Origin of the sequence: Halocynthiibacter sp. SDUM655004 (assembly GCF_026015885.1) — a bacterium.
Lineage (GTDB): Bacteria > Pseudomonadota > Alphaproteobacteria > Rhodobacterales > Rhodobacteraceae > Falsihalocynthiibacter > Falsihalocynthiibacter halioticoli.
In genome coordinates, this window is record NZ_JAPDUG010000004.1 from 130,424 (window position 1) to 153,761 (window position 23,338).

General features: G+C 53.7%; 24 protein-coding genes. 15 read left to right on the forward strand and 9 right to left on the reverse strand.

Annotation, left to right across the window (positions count from 1 at the left end; translation table 11 throughout):
* Window positions 1-82 precede the first annotated feature (82 nt).
* Entirely contained in the window at window positions 83-946 is an 864-nt protein-coding gene (locus N9C89_RS15130; RefSeq protein ID WP_263954855.1) for a VacJ family lipoprotein, read from the forward strand.
* Window positions 943-1,551 (forward strand): phospholipid-binding protein MlaC, encoded by a 609-nt coding sequence (locus tag N9C89_RS15135; protein WP_394358520.1) that lies wholly within the window; start codon window positions 943-945, stop codon window positions 1,549-1,551. The genes N9C89_RS15130 and N9C89_RS15135 overlap by 4 nt, the downstream gene beginning before the upstream one ends.
* Here the strand turns inward: N9C89_RS15135 and N9C89_RS15140 are convergent, their stop codons facing one another.
* A complete protein-coding gene (locus tag N9C89_RS15140; RefSeq protein WP_263954859.1) occupies window positions 1,552-3,711 on the reverse strand; it encodes a transglycosylase domain-containing protein in 2,160 nt (719 codons plus the stop codon). It lies immediately after the preceding gene.
* A 268-nt stretch (window positions 3,712-3,979) separates the two neighbouring features.
* Here N9C89_RS15140 and N9C89_RS15145 point away from each other — a divergent pair, with 268 nt between their 5' ends.
* The 3 genes from N9C89_RS15145 (at window position 3,980) to N9C89_RS15155 (ending at window position 6,192) form a co-directional block, all read left to right on the forward strand.
* A complete protein-coding gene (locus N9C89_RS15145; RefSeq protein ID WP_263954860.1) occupies window positions 3,980-4,318 on the forward strand; it encodes a P-II family nitrogen regulator in 339 nt (112 codons plus the stop codon).
* A 29-nt stretch (window positions 4,319-4,347) separates the two neighbouring features.
* On the forward strand, window positions 4,348-5,679 hold the full coding sequence (locus N9C89_RS15150; RefSeq protein ID WP_263954861.1) for an ammonium transporter: 1,332 nt from the start codon (window positions 4,348-4,350) through the stop codon (window positions 5,677-5,679).
* Window positions 5,680-5,784: 105 nt separating this feature from the next.
* On the forward strand, window positions 5,785-6,192 hold the full coding sequence (locus tag N9C89_RS15155; RefSeq protein ID WP_263954862.1) for a DUF1801 domain-containing protein: 408 nt from the start codon (window positions 5,785-5,787) through the stop codon (window positions 6,190-6,192).
* On the opposite strand, the gene N9C89_RS15160 is transcribed toward N9C89_RS15155, so the two are convergent.
* Entirely contained in the window at window positions 6,189-7,868 is a 1,680-nt protein-coding gene (locus N9C89_RS15160) for an acyl-CoA dehydrogenase family protein (protein WP_263954863.1), read from the reverse strand. The two genes, N9C89_RS15155 and N9C89_RS15160, sit on opposite strands and share 4 nt — an antisense overlap.
* A 160-nt stretch (window positions 7,869-8,028) precedes the next feature.
* Between N9C89_RS15160 and N9C89_RS15165 the strand changes: the two genes are divergently transcribed.
* Entirely contained in the window at window positions 8,029-8,799 is a 771-nt protein-coding gene (locus N9C89_RS15165; protein ID WP_263954864.1) for a sulfite exporter TauE/SafE family protein, read from the forward strand.
* Window positions 8,800-8,858: 59 nt separating this feature from the next.
* Here N9C89_RS15165 and N9C89_RS15170 read toward each other — a convergent pair whose 3' ends face one another.
* A complete protein-coding gene (locus N9C89_RS15170) occupies window positions 8,859-10,457 on the reverse strand; it encodes a phosphoenolpyruvate carboxykinase (protein WP_263954865.1) in 1,599 nt (532 codons plus the stop codon).
* Between the two features lie 347 nt (window positions 10,458-10,804).
* Between N9C89_RS15170 and N9C89_RS15175 the strand changes: the two genes are divergently transcribed.
* Genes N9C89_RS15175 through N9C89_RS15200 form a run of 6 tightly spaced genes read left to right on the forward strand, consistent with a single transcriptional unit; the run spans window position 10,805 to window position 15,271 of the window.
* Window positions 10,805-11,506 carry a response regulator transcription factor gene (locus N9C89_RS15175; protein ID WP_263954866.1) on the forward strand — a complete coding sequence of 234 codons (702 nt, stop codon included), beginning with the start codon at window positions 10,805-10,807 and terminating at the stop codon, window positions 11,504-11,506.
* 39 nt (window positions 11,507-11,545) lie between these two features.
* Entirely contained in the window at window positions 11,546-13,222 is a 1,677-nt protein-coding gene (locus N9C89_RS15180) for a sensor histidine kinase (RefSeq protein WP_263954889.1), read from the forward strand.
* A 21-nt stretch (window positions 13,223-13,243) separates the two neighbouring features.
* Complete coding sequence (locus N9C89_RS15185) at window positions 13,244-13,666, forward strand: HPr kinase/phosphorylase (protein ID WP_263954867.1); 423 nt, start codon at window positions 13,244-13,246, stop codon at window positions 13,664-13,666.
* The gene (gene rapZ, locus N9C89_RS15190; RefSeq protein WP_263954868.1) at window positions 13,663-14,601 is read left to right on the forward strand and encodes an RNase adapter RapZ; all 939 of its coding nucleotides are present in this window, start codon (window positions 13,663-13,665) and stop codon (window positions 14,599-14,601) included. Before N9C89_RS15185 ends, rapZ begins: the two co-directional genes overlap by 4 nt.
* Window positions 14,598-14,993, forward strand: a complete 396-nt coding sequence (locus tag N9C89_RS15195; RefSeq protein ID WP_263954869.1) for a PTS sugar transporter subunit IIA — start codon at window positions 14,598-14,600, stop codon at window positions 14,991-14,993. Before rapZ ends, N9C89_RS15195 begins: the two co-directional genes overlap by 4 nt.
* A 5-nt stretch (window positions 14,994-14,998) precedes the next feature.
* Window positions 14,999-15,271, forward strand: coding sequence for an HPr family phosphocarrier protein (locus tag N9C89_RS15200; protein ID WP_263954870.1), 273 nt, complete (start codon window positions 14,999-15,001; stop codon window positions 15,269-15,271).
* Between the two features lie 6 nt (window positions 15,272-15,277).
* Here the strand turns inward: N9C89_RS15200 and N9C89_RS15205 are convergent, their stop codons facing one another.
* Entirely contained in the window at window positions 15,278-16,153 is an 876-nt protein-coding gene (locus N9C89_RS15205; protein WP_263954871.1) for a 3-hydroxybutyryl-CoA dehydrogenase, read from the reverse strand.
* A 176-nt stretch (window positions 16,154-16,329) separates the two neighbouring features.
* Between N9C89_RS15205 and N9C89_RS15210 the strand changes: the two genes are divergently transcribed.
* Complete coding sequence (locus N9C89_RS15210; RefSeq protein WP_263954872.1) at window positions 16,330-17,148, forward strand: DUF6473 family protein; 819 nt, start codon at window positions 16,330-16,332, stop codon at window positions 17,146-17,148.
* Between the two features lie 58 nt (window positions 17,149-17,206).
* Here N9C89_RS15210 and N9C89_RS15215 read toward each other — a convergent pair whose 3' ends face one another.
* From N9C89_RS15215 to N9C89_RS15235, 5 genes are all read right to left on the reverse strand, one after another.
* Window positions 17,207-18,133 (reverse strand): electron transfer flavoprotein subunit alpha/FixB family protein, encoded by a 927-nt coding sequence (locus N9C89_RS15215; RefSeq protein WP_263954873.1) that lies wholly within the window; start codon window positions 18,131-18,133, stop codon window positions 17,207-17,209.
* A complete protein-coding gene (locus tag N9C89_RS15220; RefSeq protein ID WP_263954874.1) occupies window positions 18,133-18,891 on the reverse strand; it encodes an electron transfer flavoprotein subunit beta/FixA family protein in 759 nt (252 codons plus the stop codon). The genes N9C89_RS15215 and N9C89_RS15220 overlap by 1 nt, the downstream gene beginning before the upstream one ends.
* A gap of 147 nt (window positions 18,892-19,038) precedes the next feature.
* Window positions 19,039-19,611: a cob(I)yrinic acid a,c-diamide adenosyltransferase gene (locus N9C89_RS15225; protein ID WP_263954875.1), complete on the reverse strand. Its 573-nt coding sequence runs from the start codon at window positions 19,609-19,611 to the stop codon at window positions 19,039-19,041.
* A 1-nt stretch (window position 19,612) separates the two neighbouring features.
* On the reverse strand, window positions 19,613-19,819 hold the full coding sequence (locus N9C89_RS15230) for a twin transmembrane helix small protein (protein WP_263954876.1): 207 nt from the start codon (window positions 19,817-19,819) through the stop codon (window positions 19,613-19,615).
* A 63-nt stretch (window positions 19,820-19,882) separates the two neighbouring features.
* A complete protein-coding gene (locus N9C89_RS15235) occupies window positions 19,883-20,713 on the reverse strand; it encodes an SDR family NAD(P)-dependent oxidoreductase (RefSeq protein ID WP_263954877.1) in 831 nt (276 codons plus the stop codon).
* Between the two features lie 110 nt (window positions 20,714-20,823).
* Here N9C89_RS15235 and parC point away from each other — a divergent pair, with 110 nt between their 5' ends.
* Window positions 20,824-23,061: a DNA topoisomerase IV subunit A gene (gene parC, locus N9C89_RS15240; RefSeq protein WP_263954878.1), complete on the forward strand. Its 2,238-nt coding sequence runs from the start codon at window positions 20,824-20,826 to the stop codon at window positions 23,059-23,061.
* A 182-nt stretch (window positions 23,062-23,243) separates the two neighbouring features.
* Window positions 23,244-23,338 (forward strand): GTP-binding protein (locus N9C89_RS15245; protein WP_132095103.1); only part of this gene is annotated, 95 nt, incomplete at its 3' end.

Consider the following 23,338-nt stretch of genomic DNA (forward strand, 5'->3'; position numbering starts at 1 on the left):
AATGCTTACTCATGGGCGCTGAATTCTGGGCCCGTAGTTATTATGTGAGCCAAAAGTACAAATTATTCGTTGAGATTTTTTCGTGACCTCAAAGTTCTGTCTGAAACCAATGCCAACTGGCGCCATTGCTCTGTTGAGTGGCGCGTTGCTGCTGTCTGCATGCGCGAGTCCTGAAAAGACTGGCGAGATTTATGATCCGTATGAAACTGAGAACCGTGCGCGGCACGAAGCGGCAAAACGTGCAGATCAAAAGTATGTTGAACCAATTGCCCAAGGTTATGGCGAGTGGCCTGCACCGATCCGCGATGGTGTGACGAATTTTTCACGCAACCTTAGCCTCGCGCCGATGATCGTGAACAACCTTCTTCAGGCGGATATCAAGGGTGCGGGTCAAAATACTGCGCGGTTGCTCGTCAATTCGACTTTGGGAATTGCCGGACTGATCGATATTGCCGGAGATATGGAAATCTACGAAGACACGACCGGTTTTGGCGATACATTGGCCGTCTGGGGTGTGGGCGAGGGTGCGTATATGGAAACGCCGCTGATCGGACCTTCCACCGAGCGTGATACCGTCGGTAGCGTTGTCGATTTGGCGACGAACCCCATTTGGTACATTAGCGGTGGCAGCTATGCCGCTCTTGGGGTCATCGGCATTGTGGGCGAAAAACTTGATGAACGTCAGAAATACGCGACCACAATCGATGCTGTGCTCTATGGCAGTGCGGACAGCTATGCGCAGGCGCGGCAAATCTACCTTCAAAACCGTCGCTTTAATTTGGGGCAGGAGGTTGCGTTTGAGTCGCCTGATTGTGATGAGGGTGGCGTTGCTGATCCTTATGCCGACCCATATGCTGATCCTTACGCCGATCCCTATGCCGACCCTTATGCAGAACCAGAGGCGTCGACTGACCAAAACTCTTGTAACTCCGAGGAGATACAATAATGCGAGACCTTACGAACCGACGCCAGTTTATGGGCACAATCGCCGCGGGTGCGCTTGCCGCAGCAACGCCGCTTCCGCTGCTTGCTCAAAGTGCAGGTGAGGCAAAGCAACTTGTTGATCGCGCAGTAGCGGATATCAACAGGACCATCAGCTCGGGCAAGTCTGAAGCAGCCATGTACAAGGATTTTGAGCGCATTTTCGCGACCTACGCGGATGTGCCTACGATTGCGCGCTATGCTCTTGGGGTTGAGGCGCGCTCTGCCAGCGCAAGCCAGTTGAAGGAATTTACGTCGGCATTTCAAGGATATATGGCGCGCAAATATGGCTCGCAGTTCCGCGAGTTTATCGGCGGGCGCATTGAGGTAAACAGCGCGCGTCAGGTAAAGAGTTTCATCGAGGTCAAAACCACAGCGCACTTGCGTGGTGAGGCGCCGTTTGATGTGACGTTCCTTGTTTCGGATAAATCAGGCAAAGCCCGCTTCTTTAACCTGTTCATCGAAGGTGTGAACATGTTGTTGGCCGAGCGGACAGAAATTGGCGCGATGCTGGATAAACGGCGCGGCAATATTGACCAAATGATCTCGGACCTGAAGAAAGCGGGTTAATTACCCACCCCCACCAAAAAGCTGAATGAGCAGGTTTTCGATAGGATTGCTGCTCTTTTGGCGCTGGTTGTTGCGCGATGGGCTGTCGTTGCCAACATAAGGCGCGGCTGGTTGTCCGTTAATCATGGGCAACGGAGTTGCTGGCAATCCGTCCATGACGCGCACCATTGTCTCGTGCCAAATCTCTGCTGGAAGGCCGGAGCCCGTTACGCCTGTGAGTGGAGTGTTGTCGTCATACCCCATCCACACACCCGTTACATAATCCGCCGTAAACCCGATAAACCATGCGTCGCGCGCGGATTGAGATGTGCCGGTCTTGCCTGCGGCTTGATATCCGCTGAGCTTGGCGCGGTGGCCTGTTCCAGATTCGACAACTTGATGCATCATATAGGTCAACTGCTCGGCGGCGTTGCGCGAAATAACGCGCTCGCCCATACCACCTTCCTGACCGAACATCGGTGTATCATCGCCCTGTAGGCGCAATTCAATCATGCCGTAAGGAGTCACGCTCTGGCCGCCGTTTAGGATGCCGGCATAGGCGCCGGTCATCTCAAGGAGCGTACTTTCGGAAGCACCAAGAGCGAGGGCAGGGCCAGCAGCGAGATCGCTCTGGATGCCAAACATGCCCGCAACCGTCCGGACATTTTCGCGACCAACAGCTTCGGACACCTTAACCGCAGGAATGTTGAGCGAGTTCTTGAGTGCTTCGGTCAAGGTAACCATGCCACGGTATTTGTGATCGTAATTGTCTGGTGACCATGGGCCGGATCCAGGGATGTTGATTGTGAGCGGTTCGTCGCGGACGTAATCATTATAGTTATAGCCGAGGTCCAGAGCGGTTGCGTAAACGAACGGTTTGAACGCCGAACCTGTTTGACGGTAAGCCTGCGTTGCGCGATTAAACGCACCCGTTACGCGGGTTTCGCGCCCGCCGACCATGGCGCGCACAGCACCGTCAGACGACATCACAACGACGGCCGTTTGCGCCTTGGAGCCCTCGCGGACCTTGTTGGTGAATATGTAGTCGATTGCTTCCTCTGCGGCGCGCTGGATGCGCTGATCAAGCGTCGACTGGATGATCACATCCTCGGTTGTCTCACGGGTCAGGAAGCTTGGAGCCGTCGACATGACCCAATCAGCGAAATAACCGCCTGCATGAGCGTTGGCCGCCTTCGAGAGTACCGCCGGATTGGCGCGGGCATGCGCCGCCTCTGCGCTGGTGAGGTAGCCTTGCTTTTCCATCAGCTTGATTACGGTAAGCGAGCGTTCCTGACTGCGCTTCAGATTGTTCGTTGGCGCATATCGAGACGGAGCCACGAGCAAACCGGCAAGCATTGCGGCTTGCGCTGGCGAAACCTGATTGGCGGAAATGCCGAAGTAGCGCTGGCTCGCCGCTTCAAAACCACGCGCACCCGCGCCAAGAAACGCACGGTTCAAGTATATCGTCAGGATTTCGTCTTTGGTAAATTTGGTTTCGAGCGCCATCGCATAGACAGCTTCTTTTGCTTTGCGCCAAATCGAGCCCTGCCGGCAATCGGCCTCATATTCGCGCTCGGTCATCTGCTTGGGGTCATGTGGTACACCAAGGCAAAGCAGTTTCGCAGTTTGCTGTGTGATGGTCGAGCCGCCGTGGCCCGATAGAGCGCTGCGACCCTCAGAGAGGTTGATCCGCATCGCGCCAACAATGCCGCGCGGCGACAACCCGAAGTGCCGATAGAATCGTTTATCCTCTGTCGCGACCACAGCATTCTTGAGGTGCGGCGAAACGGTTTGTGCGGTGATCATGCCGCCAAACTGATCGCCGCGCCATGCAAAGACCTTTTCGTCGCGGTCAAGGATCGTCACGGAGCCGCGAGTTCGCCCGTCTACCATCTGCTCCATATCCGGCATCGTGGACACGAAGTATAGAATTCCGATGGCAAGCATGATGCCAAACACAACGCTCACACGCCACGTGATGCCCCAGAATGCACGCACCATCCAACGGAAGAGGCGGCTTATTGGGTTGCGCTTAACCGTCTTGCGGGGAGAGCGGCGCTTTTGTGGCTTGCTGGTTTTGCGCGCCGTTTTCTTGCCCGCAGCTTTTTTCGCTGGAGCCTTTTTCTTGGTGTAGCGTTTCTCGGCCACGAGATTTGGCCGCTTGCGTCCTGAACTGCTCATTTCACACTCTTTTGGCGCTGATTTCCGCCACAATACTCCTGTGCGCTCTGAATGTAGAGAGGCAACTCGGCGTCGATTCGCCTTTTTTGTGTGCTTATTTATTAATCAAACCGCCCAATTTGTATAATTTTTGAGCAGTTTTGCGGGCATGCCCCCCCTTCCTTAAGAGCCAATTTCTTGAATTGCCCGTTTTCTACGCGCTTTGTGGCTTCGTGTAAGTGCAGACAGCGGGCCGTTGCCCATCGTCTGTGAAACGAAGGGGAACGACGTGAAACTGATTATTGCTGCAATCAAGCCGTTCAAGCTCGAAGAGGTGCGTGAGGCACTCACCGCGATTGGTGTTCGGGGCATGATGGTTACAGAAATCAAAGGCTTCGGCTCACAATCCGGCCACACCGAGATCTACCGTGGTGCTGAGTATGCGGTGAATTTTGTGCCGAAAGTGAAGCTTGAAATTGCTGTTTCTGCGGCCATGGCCGACCAGGTGGTCGATACCATCCAGAAAACCGCCAAAACCGACAAGATCGGCGACGGCAAGATTTTCGTACTCGACGTGGCTCAAGCGGTCCGCGTGCGCACAGGCGAAACAAACGAAGACGCGCTTTAAGGCGCAGCCGTCACCAAAGGACGAAAGACATGAAACTTACTAAACTCATCCCGCTAAGCGCGACCGCTGCACTTCTGCCGCTCGCTGGCTTTGCACAAGACGCTGAGGTTGCTGTTGCCGTGCCAACAGACTCCGTCTTTATCCTCAACTCGCTGTTGTTCCTCATTGGCGGTTTCCTTGTGTTCTGGATGGCCGCCGGATTTGCGATGCTCGAAGCGGGCCTCGTGCGCTCCAAGAACGTTGCTATGCAGCTTACCAAGAACATGGGCCTCTTTGGTCTTGCTGCGATCTTTTATTACCTCATCGGTTACAACCTCATGTACCCACTTGGTACATGGTCGGTTGACGGCGTCCTCTCAGGTGTCTTCGGCCCTGGTGTGCTTGAAGCTGTTGGCGTAACAGCCGAAGAGGCAGACGATTACGGCTATGCCGCAACTGGTTCTGACTTCTTCTTCCAGCTGATGTTCTGTGCGGCGACTGCGTCCATCGTTTCCGGTACTCTCGCCGAGCGTATCAAACTGTGGCCATTCCTGATCTTCACGATCGTTCTCACAGCAGTCATCTACCCAATTCAGGCTTCCTGGAAGTGGGGCGGTGGTTTCCTCGACGAAGCTGGCTTCCTTGATTTCGCCGGTTCCACAGTTGTTCACTCCGTTGGTGGCTGGGCTGCTCTAACTGGTGCGCTGATCCTCGGACCACGTATCGGCAAGTACAAAGACGGCAAAACTATCCCAATGATGGGCTCCAACCTGACACTCGCTACGCTCGGAACCTTCATCCTCTGGATGGGCTGGTTCGGATTTAACGGTGGCTCGCAGCTTGCAATGGGTTCCGTAGGTGATGTTGCCGATGTATCGCGCATCTTCTCCAACACGAACGCTGCTGCTGCTGGTGGTCTGATCACAGCGCTGCTGCTGACACAGTTCCTCTACAAAAAGCCAGACCTTACAATGGTACTGAACGGTGCACTTGCTGGTCTCGTGTCGATCACAGCCGAGCCGCTGACACCAACTCTTGGTGGTGCGACGCTGATCGGTGCTGTTGGTGGTGTGATCGTGGTGTTCGCGGTTCCAATGCTCGACAAGCTTAAAATCGACGATGTTGTGGGTGCGATCCCTGTACACCTTATTGCAGGTATCTGGGGCACAATCGCTGTTGTCTTCACAAACCCTGACGCTTCGCTTGGTACACAGCTCTACTCGATCGTAGTGGTTGGCGTATTCACAGTGGTTGCTTCCGGTATCCTGTGGTTCATCCTTGCTAAGACAGTGGGCATCCGCGTTAGCGAAGAAGACGAAATCACTGGCCTCGACCAAGCCGAGCTTGGCATGGAAGCCTATCCAGAGTTCGCTCAAGGCTAAGCCTTAACAAAATCCAAGGAAAAGCCCGCTCATTTGAAGCGGGCTTTTTCATTTCAGGCGACGCGAATGGTTGACGTGCGGCCAACTGAGACCAAAACTAGCTGCATGACCAAACCTGAGCCTCCATTCCAATCTCCCGAAATCGCTGCTGTATTCGCTGGGTTTCCCGCTGGTGTGCGGCCAACTCTACTTGCGGTTCGGGAGTTGCTATTCGCTGAGGCTCGTGCAGATTCTGAAGTTGGCGAGGTGTCCGAAACGCTGAAGTGGGGGCAGCCATCGTATGTACCGACACGCGCAAACACTGGCACGCCGTTGCGCCTTGGCGTTGCAAAGACCGGAGAAGCCGCCGTTTTCGTTCATTGCCAAACTACGGTCGTTCATGATTTCCAGAACCTTTTTCCCGATGCCTTTGCTTATGAAGGCAATCGTGCGGTTTTGCTTGCAGACCTGAACGAAGAGCGGCGTGCCGGCTTGCGGATGCTGATCCGAAGCTGTTTGCGTTATAAGCTCTAGCCCAAAAGTCTGCGTGCGATCACCTGAGCTTGAATTTCAGCAGCACCTTCAAAAATATTCAGGATACGTGCGTCACAGAGGATGCGGCTGATCTGATACTCAAGCGCAAAGCCGTTGCCACCATGGATTTGCAACGCATTGTCCGCAGCCGCCCACGCGACGCGTGCGCCCAGTAGCTTAGCCATTCCGGCCTCTAGATCACAGCGCCTGTCGTTATCCTTCTCAGCGGCGGCGTGATAGCTTAGCTGTCGGGCGATCATAATTTCGACGGCCATCATCGCCAGTTTTCCGCCAACGCGTGGGAAATTTATGAGGCTCTTGCCGAATTGCTTTCGGTCTATGGCGTATTGCATCCCGACCTCTAGGGCGTTTTGGGCCACGCCAATCGCACGTGCGGCAGTTTGGATGCGCGCGCTTTCGAAGGTCTGCATGAGCTGTTTAAAGCCTTTACCCTCTTCTCCGCCCAGGAGGTTCTCTGCATCCACCTTGAAGCCGTCGAAAGCCAGCTCGTATTCCTTCATGCCGCGATAGCCAAGCACCTCTATCTCGCCGCCGGTCATCCCAGCGCTAGGGAAATCTTCGGTTTCGGTTGCCGGCTCTTTTTCTGCCAAGAACATCGAGAGACCTTTGTGATCGCCGTTGTCCGGGTCAGTGCGGGCAAGGAGTGTCATGACGTTTGTGCGGGCGGCATGAGTGATCCACGTTTTATTGCCGGTGATCGAATAGGTTTCACCTTCGCGAATTGCACGGGTCCGCAGGCTACCGAGGTCGCTTCCGGTGTTGGGTTCGGTAAACACGGCGGTGGGTAGTGTCTCGCCTGAAGCGATACGGGGAAGCCAGCTTTGTTTCTGCTCTTCAGTGCCCCCGCAAAGGATCAATTCCGCGGCAATCTCGCTCCGCGTGCCGAGGCTTCCAACGCCAATATAACCGCGAGATAATTCTTCGGAGACGACGCACATCGAAGCTTTAGACAGGCCAAAGCCACCGTATTCCTCTGGGATGGTTAGGCCAAACACGCCTAGCTCGGCCATTTCCTCAATGATCGCCATTGGAATGAGTTCATCCTTGAGGTGCCATTCATGCGCATTCGGAGCGACGCGCTCATCCGCAAAGCGGCGGAATTGGTCGCGGATCATTTCCAGATCCTCATCAAGCGCCGTGGCGCCGAATGTGGCGTGGCCATGGTTGGCTTGCATAAGCTCGACCAATTGGGTGCGCGCCGCTGAGGAGTTGCCTTGGGCCATCAGGCGCTCAACAGCGGGCGCGCTCAAAGCCGATGGAGAAATGCCGATGTCCTGCAATCGGGCGGTCTCTCCTTGGCTCATAGGAATGCCTCCTGCGATTTGGCAAAGGTACTCGCCAAAGCCGATCTGGAGGATCAATTGTTCAATTTCGGTAAAGCCATTGTCAGCAACAAGTTTTTCGGCCCAATGGTGCAACTGCGTGAGCGCGAGCTGATACGTAGCGAACCAAGACAGCGCATGGGCTGCGTATTGATGCTCTTCAAGGAGGGCCGCATCAATACGCCCGTCCTTGCTCAGCTTTTTGCGCAAGTTTTCCTTTGCTTCAGCGAGAAGCGCATCGACGGCGACGATGCTTTCGGCAGTAAGAGAAAGCAGGTTTGGGAGTACGGGAGTCGCGGCTTGGTTAAACATATCTTGTCCGTCGTGTGGCATGGCACCCTCGCTGTTTGGCTGAAACCTCAATAACCACTTCGCAGTCGCAGCGCAACAAAAATGCGTTCAGAGATAAGTTTGCCTCATTTTATAACTTTCTCGTTTTGTGGTGGCTTGCGCTTTTAATCGGCGTATAACGTGGGGCCAACGGAGATAATCTATGCTGTCCTTCTTTCCAGAGTTAGGTTTTTTACCCTTTGTTTTTGCTTGCTTAATCACGGTTATCGCAGGGTTTGTTAAGGGTGCTACCGGCTTTGCAATGCCGATGATTATGATCTCCGGTCTTGCATCAATCTTAAGCGCAGAGGCGGCTTTGGCTGCCTTGATCTTGCCGACTGTTGTTACAAATGCTGCGCAAGCATTGCGGCAGGGATTCGGTTCGGCTCTGGAATCGGCCAAGAAGTATCGTCTCTATCTCGGGCTGGTCTTGGTGTTCATTCTGGGCAGTGCGCAACTCGTAAGTATCTTGCCGCAGAAGCTCCTGTTCATATTGATCGGTGCGCCCATCACACTCTTTTCTGTTACCCAAATCATGGGGTGGACCTTACAGATCAGGCCGGAGCACAAGCGCAGGGCCGAAATTATTATCGGAAGCTTTGCAGGGTTCGTTGGAGGTTTGTCTGGCGTTTGGGGCCCGCCGACAGTCGCCTATCTCACAGCTCTGAACACCGAAAAGCGCGAGCAAATCCGCATACAAGGCGTTATCTATGGGCTTGGGGCCGTGGCGCTTCTTCTGGCGCATATCAAGTCGGGGGTGTTTAACGCTGATTCTGCGCCTTTCTCCGCTCTTATGCTGGTCCCAGCGATGATTGGGATGTGGGTAGGAGTGAAGGTTCAGGATCGCCTCGATCAAGCTAAATTCAAGAAGGTAACTCTTTTCGTTTTGATGATCGCAGGATTGAACTTGGTGCGTCGTGGTTTGATCGGATAGAAAAACGCCCCAACCAACTGGTGGGGCGTTTGTAGTTTCTCTCTACAATTCGGTAAGCGTTAGCCAATGGCTGCAGCGCGTACGTCCTCGTCAATGTGATCTTCGTATTGGGCAAAGTTCTCCGAGAACATTGTGACAAGCTTTTCTGCCTGACGATCATAGGCTTCGGGGTTGTCCCATGTGCGGCGAGGATCAAGAAGAATATCCGCGACACCGTCAACAGAAACCGGAACATCAAAACCGAAGTTCGGGTCTTTGCGGAAGACCGCTTTATTCAGGGAGCCATCAAGCGCCGCGGTGAGCAAAGCACGTGTCGCCTTGATCGGCATCCGCGAACCGGTTCCGTATGCGCCGCCGGTCCAGCCGGTGTTCACAAGCCAGCAGGTTGCGCCGTGCTTCGCGATTTTGTCGCGCAGAAGGTTGCCATAAACCTCGGGGCGGCGTGGCATGAAGGGTGCGCCGAAACAGGTTGAGAACGTGGGCTCCGGCTCGGTAACGCCACGCTCTGTACCCGCGACCTTAGACGTGAAGCCGGACAGGAAGTGATACATGGCCTGTGCAGGCGTCAGGCGACTGATCGGAGGAAGCACGCCGAACGCATCACATGTCAGCATGATGATGTTTTTCGGATGGCCGCCAAGCGCGCTTTGCGAGGCGTTGGAAATATACTCCAGCGGATATGCACAGCGCATGTTTGCGGTAAGGCTATCGTCTTTGAAGTCCAGTTCCTTTGTATGCGGATCAAAGACCATATTCTCGATTACGGTTCCGAATTTCTTTGTCGTTTCAAAGATTTCCGGCTCGGCCTCTGCCGACAGGTTGATCGTTTTCGCATAGCACCCGCCTTCGAAGTTGAAGGTGCCGCGATCAGACCAGCCATGCTCGTCATCGCCAATCAGGACGCGTGCCGGGTCTGCGGAAAGCGTCGTTTTCCCCGTGCCGGAAAGACCGAAGAAAATTGCTGTATCGACCGGATTGCCCGGCGCGTGGTTGGCCGAGCAGTGCATCGGCATGATGCCTTTGTCAGGCAGCAGGTAATTCAGAAGCGAGAAGACGGATTTCTTGTTCTCACCCGCATATTCCGTACCCGCAATCAGGATGAGTTTCTTGTCAAAGTTCATCGTGATGACGGTTTCGCTCCGGCATCCATGGCGCTCAGGGTCGGCCTTGAAGCTCGGGCAGTTGATGATCGTGAACTCGGGTACGAAATCCTCCAGCTCATCAAGCTCGGGGCGACGTAGGAGGTGACGAATAAATAATCCGTGCCACGCGAGCTCTGTCACAACACGCACATCAAGACGTTGGCTCGCATCTGCGCCACCGAAAAGGTCCTGAACGAAATAGTCGCCGCCCTTCATGTGCTCCAGAATGTCGGCGTAAAGAACGTCGAACTTTTCTGGTTCCATTGCTCCGTTGTTGTCCCACCAGATGTTCTCATCGACGCTTGGTGTGCGCACGACGAATTTGTCTTTGGGAGAACGACCTGTGTGCTTTCCGGTCGAAACGAGCAATGTGCCGCCTTGGCCGAGCGTACCTTCGCCGCGCTTCAGCGAAGCTTCGACAAGGGCAGGTTCTAGGAAGTTGTAGTAGATGTTTCCAAGGTCGGAAATTCCTTGGGATTCCAAAGTGAAGGAAGGGTTCACACAACCGTGTGTCATAATCAAGCTCCTCGTGCCGTGTCCGCGCGGCACGCAATCTCTTGTTAAACGCGAAGGGCCAGTTTCGCGTACCAGTCGTGGGCCCGACTGATTTGACCAACTTATCATAGCTTTAGGAGATTTGAACCGTGCGGATACGCGCAGTTTGCGCAAACAGTTCAACGTTAGCGCAAGCATTGTCGCCAAAGTTTCCGATAATGCACGGCCAGATGTGAAAACTTATGCCTTTTGGGGCACATTGTCTTTCAAACCCGAGAAGCGATTCGCAGTTAGTTGTTGATTCGGTGAACTGACTTAAGGACAATGGCTGAAAAATTGGGCAGTCATAACAATAAGAGGAAAAATCCATGTCGAAGATCGCTTTGGTCGACGATGACAGGAATATCCTGACGTCGGTTGCAATGACCCTCGAAGCTGAGGGTTTTGAAGTTGAGACATATAACGACGGTCAATCCGCACTAGACGCTTTTAACAAGCGGCTTCCGGACATGGCTGTTCTTGATATCAAAATGCCGCGTATGGACGGCATGGACCTGCTTCAGCGCCTGCGTCAGAAAACGAAAATGCCCGTCATTTTCCTGACGTCCAAGGATGACGAGATTGACGAAGTCCTCGGTCTGCGGATGGGTGCGGATGACTATGTGAAGAAACCGTTCTCGCAGCGCTTGCTTGTTGAGCGGATTCGCGCGCTGCTTCGTCGTCAGGATGCAATTGCCGGAGAGGCCATTGCTGAAACGGAAGAAACCAAAGTCATCGAGCGCGGTGAACTTCGGATGGACCCGTTGCGGCACGCGGTGTCGTGGAAGGGCAAGGATGTATCGCTTACAGTGACAGAGTTTTTGTTGCTGCAAGCTTTGGCTCAGCGTCCCGGTTTTGTAAAAAGCCGTGATCAACTGATGGACGTGGCCTATGATGATCAGGTCTATGTGGATGACCGAACCATCGACAGCCACATTAAACGTTTGCGTAAAAAGATGCGGACCGCGGATGACGACTTTTCCGCGATCGAAACGCTCTATGGTATCGGCTACAGGTATAACGAAGAGTAGTAGCCCTCAAGTATTGGTAATGGTGTGCGCGATTCAGTAATGGCAAAAGAGGCGAACGTCGTCCTCGGCGAAGATTGGGACGGTCCAAGCAGTAGTGTTGAGTCCGAGTTGCGAGCGAGCCGCCGCAGACGGAACATCGTTGCGCTTAACCGTTCGCCATTGGCACGGAAAATCATCACCTTCAATTTGTTGGCGCTGGTCATCCTTGTTGCCGGCGTTCTATACCTGAATCCGTTTCGCGACAGTCTCGTTTTGCAACGTGAAAAAGGGTTGATCGTTGAGTCCCAGCTGATTGCCAATGTTTTCCAAGCGCAATTTTCAGACCAGACGAATGTTCCCAATGCCTTTGATATTTCGAAAACGCTGCAGTCTCTCGCGCTTCCTCAAGGCGTAGAGGCCTATGCGTTTGATACGCAGGGGCGGCTGATTGCAAGCACCGAGGGGCGTGAACGGCCGGAAAACGCCGCTTTGGCAAACCTTGAAGCCAAGCAGCGCAGCACGATGATTACGGATTTCCTGAATTCGGCATGGGAGACTTTATCGGGTATATTCGGCGAAGGGCCCGAGGTTGGTGTGCAAGGGTCCATCTCTGATATGGCGAGCAATCTTGCCTCCAAAACCACCGAGGGAACACAGGTTCACACCGGATATGATGCGGATGGCGGAGCTATATTCGCCGTGGCGTCACCTGTTATAGTGAACGGTGTGCAAATTGGTGCGGTTGCGATAACCAGCGCTGAGGGTGAGATTGATTTCCTCGTGCGAAGTGAGCGCGAGCAAGTCTTGCAGATGTTCGTCATCGCGATTCTTGTGTCTGTTGGCCTCAGCCTCGTATTGGCCTCCACCATCGCAAATCCACTCTCTGATCTTGCCGCTGCTGCCGAGCTTGGCCGCGACAAGAACGCTCGTAAGATGAGCCCGAACCGTGTTCGTATTCCTGATCTGACGGCAAGACCGGACGAGATCGGACGGCTCTCAGGCGCGCTGCGTGGGATGGTGACGGCACTCTATGACCGTATTGAGGGCAACGAGCAGTTTGCCGCTGATGTCGCCCATGAGATCAAGAACCCGCTGGCTTCTCTGCGTTCCGCAGTGGGCACGCTTCGCGTTGCAAAGCGCGATGATCAGCGCGAGAAACTGCTTGATGTCATCGATCACGACGTTCGGCGGCTTGATCGTTTGGTGAGTGATATTTCCAACGCATCGCGTCTTGATAGCGAGTTGGTGCGTGAGGAAGAGGAGCGCTTTGATCTTCTGCATATGCTCTCCAATATTACCGACTATCTAGGGAGTGATGCCAAAAGCAAAGGCGTTGAGTTCATCTCCGATTTGCCGAACCAACCAATTTATCTGCAAGGTCTAGAAGCGCGGCTTGCGCAGGTCTTTGTGAACCTTGTGACCAACGCGATTTCGTTTTGTGACAACGGTGATGCGATCCGCGTTTGGGCGCGACAGCGTGAGAACCGTGTTCTGATCGTGGTTGAAGACACGGGCCCCGGTATTCCGGACCAAGCCTTACAGAAGATTTTCCAGCGGTTCTATTCCGAACGTCCCCCTGGTCAATTCGGTAATAACTCCGGTTTAGGGTTGGCGATTTCCAAACAGATCGTCGAAGCACATGGTGGCGTAATCTGGGCCGAGAACATTCGCCCGACAGACGCTGACATCACTTCAGAGCCACTTGGTGCGCGTTTTGTTGTTGGTCTACCGCTTTAAGCCATCCGTGCGTGTGCTCCCATGAGTGAGCAAGAATATCTGCATGCAAGTTGTGTTGCGTTGAATGGCAAAGCTGCGGTGATCCTCGGGGCATCTGGAAGCGGTAAGTCGACACTGGCGCTTCAAATGATCGGACAGGGCGCAAAGCTTGTTTCCGATGATGGCGTGTTCTTAAGATGCGCGGGAGAGACACTTGTTGCAGCAGCGCCAGAGGCTCAGCGTGGCAAGATCGAAGTCAGGGGAATTGGGATCGTAAACGTGGAATTCACGGAGCGTGCGACGGTTTCTTTGTTTGTTGATCTCAATACGGAAGAAAGCGAGCGATTACCGCCATTTCGAACAATCGAGTACCTTGGCCAAAAAGCCCCCTTGTATCATCGCATTAAGGGTGATCACCTTGCAATCGCACTCACACAGATTCTCTTGAACGGTAGATCCGATTGAACAGTAATACTTCATCTTCAACTGACGCCGCTGCGCATCAAAATAACCTACGGGTTGTTCTGGTGACCGGCCCGTCTGGCGCTGGGCGTTCGACAGCGATCAACGCACTCGAGGACGCAGGGTACGAGGCGATTGACAATTTGCCTCTATCTCTAGTTCCTCGCTTGCTGGAAGGGGCAGCGCACAGTGTGCCACTGGCCTTGGGTATCGATGCGCGGAACAGGGATTTTAGCGCGAGCGGCCTGATCGAGCTTATTGAAACACTGGCATCGCGCGATGATGTGTCTTGCGAGGTTCTCTATCTGGACTGCAGCAAAAACACGCTAATCCGCCGTTTCTCGGAAACGCGTCGGAGGCATCCACTTGCGCCAGCAGAGGAGCCAGGTATTGGCATTGAGCGCGAATTTGATCTCTTGAAGCCGATCCTTGTTCGAGCGGATGTTCTTATCGATACCACTGAGTTTTCGCCCCACGATCTACGTGCTGAAGTGGAACAGTGGTTTGCGCCGAAATCAGGTCAGAAACTCGCTGTCTCAATTCACAGCTTTTCCTACAAACGGGGCGTGCCGCGCGGGATCGATATGATCTTTGACGTGCGGTTCTTGCGCAATCCTTATTGGGACGAGTCGCTGCGCAGTATGGATGGCCGAGATGAGCGTGTTGCAAGCTATGTCGAAGAAGACGAGCGCTTCGATGCATTTTTTGTGAAGATTCGTGAGCTTTGCGAAATGCTGCTGCCTGCCTATATCGAAGAAGGCAAAACGCATTTTTCAATTGGCTTCGGGTGTACCGGAGGGCAACACCGTAGCGTCACTGTTACGGAAAAACTCGCGAATGCGCTTGCAGAGGGCGGTTGGCAGGTGTCAATTAGACATCGGGAAATGGAACGTCGGGCGGTGGCATCGCCAGACCTAAGTACGGGAAAGCTGGCGTGATCGGAATTGTGATCGTCGCTCATGGCGGTTTAGCCAAAGAGTATAAATCGGCTGTCGAACATGTTGTCGGCAAGCAAGAAGGCATTCGCGCGATTGCAATCGAGGATGATTGTGACCGTGGCGATAAGCAATGTGAAATTTGTGAAGCTGCGGATGCGGTAGATACGGGCGATGGCGTCATCGTCGTGACCGACCTTTTCGGTGGTTCTCCGTCGAACCTTTCCTTAAAAGCCTGTAGCCCGAAAAACCGTAAAATTCTGTACGGTGCGAATTTGCCTATGCTTGTGAAACTTGCAAAGTGCAGAACGAGTTCGGTGCAGAACGCAGTCGATTGCGCTATGCAGGCAGGCCGAAAATACATTAATAGTTTTGACGCAAGTCCAACAAATTAGGCATTATGAGCATTTCAAGAACGTTTCCGATCGTTAACGAAAAAGGGCTGCATGCACGTGCGTCTGCCAAACTCGTCGAAGTTGTCGAGGAATTTGACGCGCGCGCCGAAGTTTCAAAAGACGGCATGAGCGCATCCGGCGATTCCATTATGGGTTTGTTGATGCTCGCCGCCGCTAAGGGCTCTTCGATCGAAGTCACAACCTCTGGCAATGATGCCGAAAAACTTGCCGACGCGCTTGAAGCGCTTGTTGCCGACAAGTTTGGCGAAGAGTTTTAGCCCGTTTTATCGGGTCGGAACCGGCGTTTCCCCGCGGTAATCATAGAAACCGCGCTGTGTTTTGCGGCCGAGCCATCCGGCCTCTACATATTTGGTTAGGAGCGGGCAGGGGCGATATTTGGTGTCGGCAAGCCCGTCATGAAGCACGTTCATAATCGCGAGACACGTATCAAGTCCGATGAAATCGGCCAACTCTAGTGGCCCCATAGGATGGTTCGCGCCAAGCTTGAGGGAGCTATCAATGGACGCGACCGAGCCGACACCTTCATAGAGCGTATAAACGGCTTCGTTGATCATCGGCATCAAAATGCGGTTCACGATGAAGGCAGGGAAGTCTTCGGCTGACGCTGCTGTTTTCCCGAGATTTTCAACAACTCCAAGGCAAGCTTGGTAGGTTTCCTCGTCGGTTGCGATACCACGGATCAGTTCGACCAACTGCATGATCGGAACCGGATTCATGAAGTGGAACCCCATGAACTTTTCGGGGCGGTCCGTACCGCTGGCAAGTCGCGTGATCGAGATCGATGAGGTATTCGAGGTTAGGATCGTTTCAGGCTTTAGGTGTGGCAACAAACTTGCGAAAATTTGAACCTTAATATCTTCACGCTCTGTCGCCGCTTCAATCACGAGATCAGTTTCGCCAAGGTCGGCAATGTTTAATGTTGTTGTGATATTGCTCATCGCGGCGTCACGGGTCTCTTGCGAGATTTTCTCGCGGCTTACCTGACGATCAAGATTAGACTGGATTGTGTTAACCGCTGCTTGCAACTGCTCTTCGGAAATGTCTGTTAAAACAACTTCATAGCCGGCGGCGGCAAAAACATGGGCGATACCGTTACCCATTTGCCCGGCGCCAATCACGCCAACTTTCCTGATTTCCATCGTCCGAGTTCCTTTGTGCCAATCGTGCGGATGTTATGCCGCAGCGCGGCGCAGATGCAAGGGCCATTCAACGCGCGAATGGGTTCTGCAAATAGAGACAATTTTAGCATTAGCATTTTGGAAAGAGCTTTGCAGCACCCTCAGCCTCGGGTGAGTCTAAATATGAGGTGGGTGTAATGGCCTATGAAAACCTGGGTGAAGGAGCCCTTGATTATCTGCCGTGCCGCTATGGCAAGTCGAAACTGTTGTTTCGAGGACCGCGGCGCAAAATGGAGAATGCATATATCGCTGCAATCGGCAGCACAGAAACATATGGCAAGTTCGTAGAAGAGCCATTTCCAAACCTTGTGGAAAAAGCGCTCGGAATTGAGACGGTGAATTTTGGTTGTGTCAACGCGGGGCCGGACGTGTTTCTGAATGAACCTGTTGTTCTGGAGGCCTGCGCAAAGTCGCGTGTGACGGTCGTGCAGGCAATGGGGGCACAGAATATGTCAAATCGGTTCTACGCTGTTCATCCGCGCCGAAATGATCGCTTTCTCAAAGCCAGCGCCCTGATGAAAACCATCTTTCGCGATGTCGACTTTACAGAGTTCCATTTCACACGGCACATGCTTCAAGCTTTGAAGTCGCTATCAAACGATAGGTTTGCCTTGGTCGAAGAGGAGCTTAAGGCCGCGTGGCGCGCGCGGATGCAGTTTTTGTTTGAGAAGATAAAGGGCAAAACGATCTTGCTTTGGGTCGATAACCCAAATCCAGACACACACACGGACCTTGGCCCTGATCCGCTATTCATTGACCGTTCGATGATCGAGGCTGTGCGCCCGTTCTGTACAGAGGTGGTTGAGGTGCAACTTTCAGATGCTGCGCGCACGGCAGGAGTGAAAGGTATGGTCTACCCAGAGATGGAAGCACCAATCGCGAAAGAGGTGATGGGGCTTCAGGCCCATACCGAAGTCGCGCAAGCTTTGGCCCCCGTACTCAAGCGCATGATGTGACCCAAAAGAAAAAGCCCCGCGTTATAGCGGGGCTTCTCCAAAGAAATGTTCGTTTTGGTTAGACCGCGTCGATCAGAGCAGGAACTGCGTCGAAGAGGTCTGCGACAAGACCGAAATCCGCAACTTGGAAAATCGGTGCTTCCTCGTCTTTGTTGATTGCAACGATGATCTTGCTGTCTTTCATACCTGCAAGGTGCTGAATCGCGCCGGAAATACCAACCGCAATGTAAAGCTCCGGAGCAACGACCTTACCAGTTTGGCCAACTTGCCAATCGTTTGGTGCGTAGCCAGAGTCAACAGCGGCACGCGATGCGCCAACTGCCGCGCCGAGCTTGTCAGCGAGTTTCTCGATCAGTGCGAAGTCCTCTTCGGATCCGACGCCGCGTCCTCCTGAAACAACAACTCCTGCGCTTGTCAGCTCTGGGCGGTCGCTTTCAGCTACCTTATCTTCAACCCATTCCGAAACAGCGGGATCAGCAACAGCGTCGATCTTCTCAACTGAAGCGGAGCCACCTTCGCCAGCTGCATCAAAAGTGGACGTCCGGATTGTTGCAACTTTTGTTGCGTCCGAAGTTTTCACCGTTTGAACCGCATTGCCCGCATAGATCGGGCGCTCGAATGTATCTGCGTCAACGATTGCGGTAACGTCCGAAAGAACCATCACATCAAGAAGCGCCGCAACGCGTGGCAAGATGTTTTTGGCGCTTGCGGTCGCTGGTGCGAGGATGTGTGTGTATCCTTCGGCGAGAGAAACAACGAGCGCAGCAACAGGTTCGGCAAGACCATGACCATATGCAGCATCGTCCGCGCATAGAACCTTGGACACACCTTCGATTTTCGCGGCAGCTTCAGCAGCGCCAGAACAACCTGACGAAGCGCAAAGTACTGTGATGTCACCTAGTGAAGATGCGGCAGCTACAGCTTTGGATGTTGCGTCGAGCGCGAGTTCGTCGCCATGAACTTCAGCAAGAATAAGTACAGACATTAGAGGGCCCCCGCATCTTTGAGTTTCGAAACAAGCTCTTCAACATCAGAAACGATGATTCCGGCAGAACGTTCCGCAGGAACGGCCGTGTTCACAATCGAATGCCGTGGCGAGGTATCAACGCCGTAGTCGGCAGCTGTTTTCTCGTCGAGCGGCTTTTTCTTGGCCTTCATGATGTTGGGGAGGCTCGCGTAACGTGGCTCGTTCAAACGAAGGTCTGCGGTTACGATTGCAGGGAGCTTGACTTTGATGGTCTGTAGGCCGCCGTCAACTTCACGTGTGACGTTGGCGCTGTCGCCATTAACCACAACTTCGCTGGCGAAGGTTGCTTGGGGCCAGCCAAGAAGGGCAGCGAGCATTTGGCCCGTCGCGTTCATGTCGTTGTCGATGGCTTGCTTGCCAGCGATAACAAGGCCAGGCTGCTCTTCGTCGATAACGGCTTTAAGCAGCTTTGCAACGGCGAGTGGCTCAATGTCATCTGTGGCGTCTTCGGCGGCAACAATAAGAATTGCACGATCCGCACCCATGGCGAGCGCAGTGCGTAGTTCTTTTTGCGCATCTTTCACGCCGATAGATACAACAACAACCTCGTCGGCTTTTCCGGCTTCTTTGAGACGGATAGCTTCTTCGACGGCAATTTCGTCAAAGGGGTTCATCGACATTTTGACATTGGCAAGATCAACGCCTGTGCCGTCAGCTTTGACGCGCACCTTTACGTTGTAATCAATCACACGCTTGACCGGTACTAAGACCTTCATGGCAAGTTGCTCCTTAATAAATTCTCGAGCCGAAATACGACCCGGGTTAAGCTCTCAAGCATTGTGTTAGCCCGAAGTCGTATCGGATTATAGAGCAAAATCGACCAGAAACGCCTTTGCGACGCCGCGTTTTTATGAAGTCAGGCGCTATCGGTTGGCGCCGGGAACCCAAAGCACGTCATTTTCGCCGTTGTTGTTGGCGGCGCGCGCAGCAACAAAAAACCAATCCGAAAGGCGGTTCAGGTATTTGACAGCGGCGGGATTGATCGATTCGACTTGGTCGAGGGCAACCGCGAGGCGCTCTGCTCGGCGCGAAACCGTACGGCAATGATGCAGATGCGCCGCAAGCGCGGAGCCTCCAGGCAAAATAAAACTGCGAAGCGGCGGTATGTTTTTATTCATCTCGTCGATTTCAGTTTCAAGCCGCTCAACTTGAGCATCTGTCATCCGAAGCGGTGGATACTCGGCTTCTGCGTCTTGCGCGCTTTGAGGGCGGCAGAGGTCTGCGCCAAGGTCAAAAAGGTCATTTTGAATGCGCTCGAGTTTTTCGGCCGCCTCGCCAGTTGCGTGTAGGCGGGCCAAACCGACAATCGAATTCGTTTCGTCAACCGTTCCGTAGGCTTCGACGCGAGGGTCAAACTTTGCCACACGGTCGCCATTGCCAAGCGCGGTCTCGCCCTTGTCACCTGTGCGGGTGTAGATTTTATTCAAGACAACCATGTTAACCTCCGCTCCGTCGTAGAAGAACGTAAATCACAATCAGCACGACGGCCAAGAGTTGAGCCGCCACACGATAACGCATCATGCGATTGCCGTGTTTGCGATTGAATTCGCCGCCACGAGCAAATCCGAGGATCCCGATGACAAGCACCACGAGAACCAACAAAACTGCGGCAACGACAAGTAGGAAGAGTGGGTCTTGAAGCATGGTGTTTTCTCGAATTGGCCAAAAGATAATGCGCGCTAAAGCAGAGGCGCGTTGCAAAGGTGTCTAGAGCTTTGCCAGTATCTTGTCGAGTTGCCGCGTCGAAAGGACACGCTTTAGAAAGCCGCCTATATAGGTTGGGGTGGTGACATAGTACCGCGGTTTGGGGCGCGGGCTTTCGAGTGCGTGGATTAGCTTTTTGGTCACAGCACGTGCAGGGAGTTCAAACGGATCAGGCCCTTCCTTTTCAACATACAGCCGTTTCTTCAGTGTTTCATACTGTTTGGCGCGCGCAGAGTTTTTCCAGTCAACAAAGCGTTCGAAATGGGCAACAGAGTTTTGGCGGATACGTGATGTGATCGGGCCGGGCTCCACAAGAATGATTTTGATCGGGGTTCCGCGCATTTCGAGGCGCAGCGTGTCTGTTAGACCCTCCATCGCGTGTTTTGTTGCGTTGTAAGCCCCGCGCCAGCGCAACGGGGCAAATCCAAGGATTGAACTACAATTGATGATGCGCCCGTGCCCTTGTTTGCGCATCACCTTAATTACCCGTGTTGTCAGATCGTGGTATCCGAACAGATTTACCTCAAAGATCAACCGCAGCGCATCTCGTGGGATATCCTCAACAGCTCCCGGAACAGCGATTGCCCCGTTATTGTAAAGTGCGTCGAGCGTTCCGCCTGTGCGTTCTAAGCATTCCGTCAGAGCGTCCTCGATGCTGGCTTCGTCTGTATAATCGAGCACGAAACTTTCCAGCCCTTCGCGGCGTAAACGCTCGCAATCAGTTTCTTGGCGACATGTCGCAAAAACGCGCCATCCACGCTCTGATAACCCGTGCGCCGCGTCGTATCCGATGCCCGAGGAGCATCCGGTGATTAGGATGGATTTCTTGCTCATGGTTTGCCTGCTTGTTGTTTGGTCCACAGAATGAGGATTTTGATGCGGAAAACAACCTCTGCTGCGCCTTGTTTCTTGTGCGCGGCACAGGGGGGCGCTATCACAGGTCTATGAGCCAAGAAACAGACCCCTCCGACATTGATCTTCACGAAGTTGCCGAGCCGCTGCGCCGCGCGATTGGCGAGCGTTATCTAACTTACGCGCTATCGACGATTATGCACCGTGCTTTGCCGGACGCGCGCGACGGCCTGAAACCGGTTCACCGCCGTATTCTCTATGCGATGCGAGAATTGAAGCTGGCCAGCGACGGCGGCTTCCGGAAGTCGGCCAAGATTTCTGGCGACGTCATGGGGAACTACCACCCGCATGGTGACGCCGCCATCTATGATGCGATGGCGCGTTTGGCGCAGGATTTCAACGTGCGCTATCCGTTGGTGGACGGGCAGGGGAACTTCGGCAACATCGACGGTGATAATCCCGCTGCGAGCCGATACACAGAAGCGCGAATGACTGCCGCCGCCGAGGCTTTGCTTGAGGGGCTCAACGAGAACGCAGTAAACTTCCGCGAAAACTATGACGGTACCCTGACAGAGCCGGAAGTCCTTCCAGCGACATACCCGAATTTGTTGGCGAATGGCTCCTCCGGCATTGCCGTGGGTATGGCTACAAATATTCCGCCACATAACATCGCCGAACTCTGTGATGCGTGTTTGCACCTAATCAAAACGCCGGATGCGCGGGATGATACACTGGTCAATCTCGTACCCGGCCCGGATTTCCCGACGGGCGGCATTATTGTCGAGCCACGCGAGAGTATTCTTGAAACCTACAGAACCGGTCGCGGCTCTTTCCGCCTTCGCTGTAAATACGTGGTCGAAGAGCTTGGCCGTGGGCAATGGCAGATCGTCGTCACCGAGATTCCTTATCAGGTTCAGAAAAGCAAGCTGATTGAGAAGCTTGCCGAGGTAATCCAAAACAAGAAGGTGCCAATTCTCGCCGATGTACGCGATGAAAGTGCCGATGACGTTCGGATCATTCTGGAGCCGAAGAGCAAGAATGTTGTGCCTGATGTTCTGATGAATACGTTGTATCGGGTCAGTGACCTTGAAGTGCGGTTCAGCATGAACATGAACGTACTGATTGATGGCCTGACTCCGAAGGTCTGCAGCTTGAAAGAAGTCCTGCGCGCCTTCCTTGATCATCGCCGCGAAATTTTGATCCGTCGCAGTAAGCACCGTCTAGAGAAAATCGACCATCGGCTCGAAGTGCTTGAGGGCTATATCGTCGCCTTCCTCAATCTGGATCGCGTAATCGAGATCATTCGCTACGAAGATGATCCGCGCGCCGTCATGATGGCGGAATTCGAGCTAAGCGAGGTGCAGGCCGATGCAATCCTCAATATGCGTCTGCGGAGCTTGCGTAAGCTCGAAGAACTTGAACTGAAGAAAGAGCATGACGAGTTGCTTCAGGAGCGCGAGGGTCTTGAAGAACTGTTGGCGGATGAAGATCTGCAATGGTCTCGCATCGCTGAGCAGATGAAAGAGACCAAAAAGAAATTTGGTCGAGATTACGAAGGCGGTGCGCGCCGTACCCAATTTGCAGAAGCCGGAGAAGTCGAGGACGTTCCGATCGAAGCAATGATCGAGCGTGAGCCGATTACTGTGGTCTGTTCGCAAATGGGATGGATTCGCGCCATGTCTGGCCACATCGATCTCAATCGCGAGTTGAAGTTCAAAGACGGCGACGGGCCGCGCTTTGCCTTCCATGCCGAAACGACAGATCGCTTGCTTTTGCTTGGAACCAATGGCCGCTTTTATACCATGGGTGCCAGCACGCTCCCTGGTGGGCGGGGCATGGGCGAGCCGCTTCGATTGATGGTTGATCTACCAAATGAGTGCGAGATCGTAGATTTGTTCATTCACGAACCGGGCCGGAAACTGTTGGTGGCCTCTTCGGCGGGCGATGGCTTCATTGTTCCTGAGGACGATGTGGTCGCGCAAACCCGAACCGGCAAACAGGTTCTGAACGTGCGTGGCGATGTGGTGGCCAAGGTTTGCCGTCCGATTAAGGGTGATCATGTGGCCGCCGTTGGTGAAAACCGCAAAGTGCTTGTGTTCCCGATTGAGGAGCTTCCTGAAATGGGGCGCGGCAAAGGTGTGCGTCTTCAGAAATACAAGGACGGCGGGCTTTCGGACGCGACAACATTCGTGTTGGAGCAGGGTTTGAGTTGGCTCGATCCTGCGGGGCGGACCCGAACCGAGACCGAACTTGCTGAGTGGAGCGGAAAACGCGCAAGCGCAGGTCGAATGGCCCCCCGCGGGTTCCCAAGAGACAACAAATTCAACTGAGTTAGCGCCGATTTCAGGCGCTAATTCAGCCCAGGCCAATTCCATGTGGTTGAAATCGAGTCACATCGTGCCGAGATAGGGCAGGAAGCGGTATGAAATGCTTGCATTTTGACCGCGAGGGCCCTAATCAGCCCGCGATGAAAACGGGGTGCATTTCTACCCCCCAAACATGAGGCCCTGTTATGGCTAAGGAAAAGTTTGAGCGTACGAAACCGCATTGCAACATCGGCACGATTGGCCACGTTGACCACGGTAAGACTACATTGACAGCTGCAAT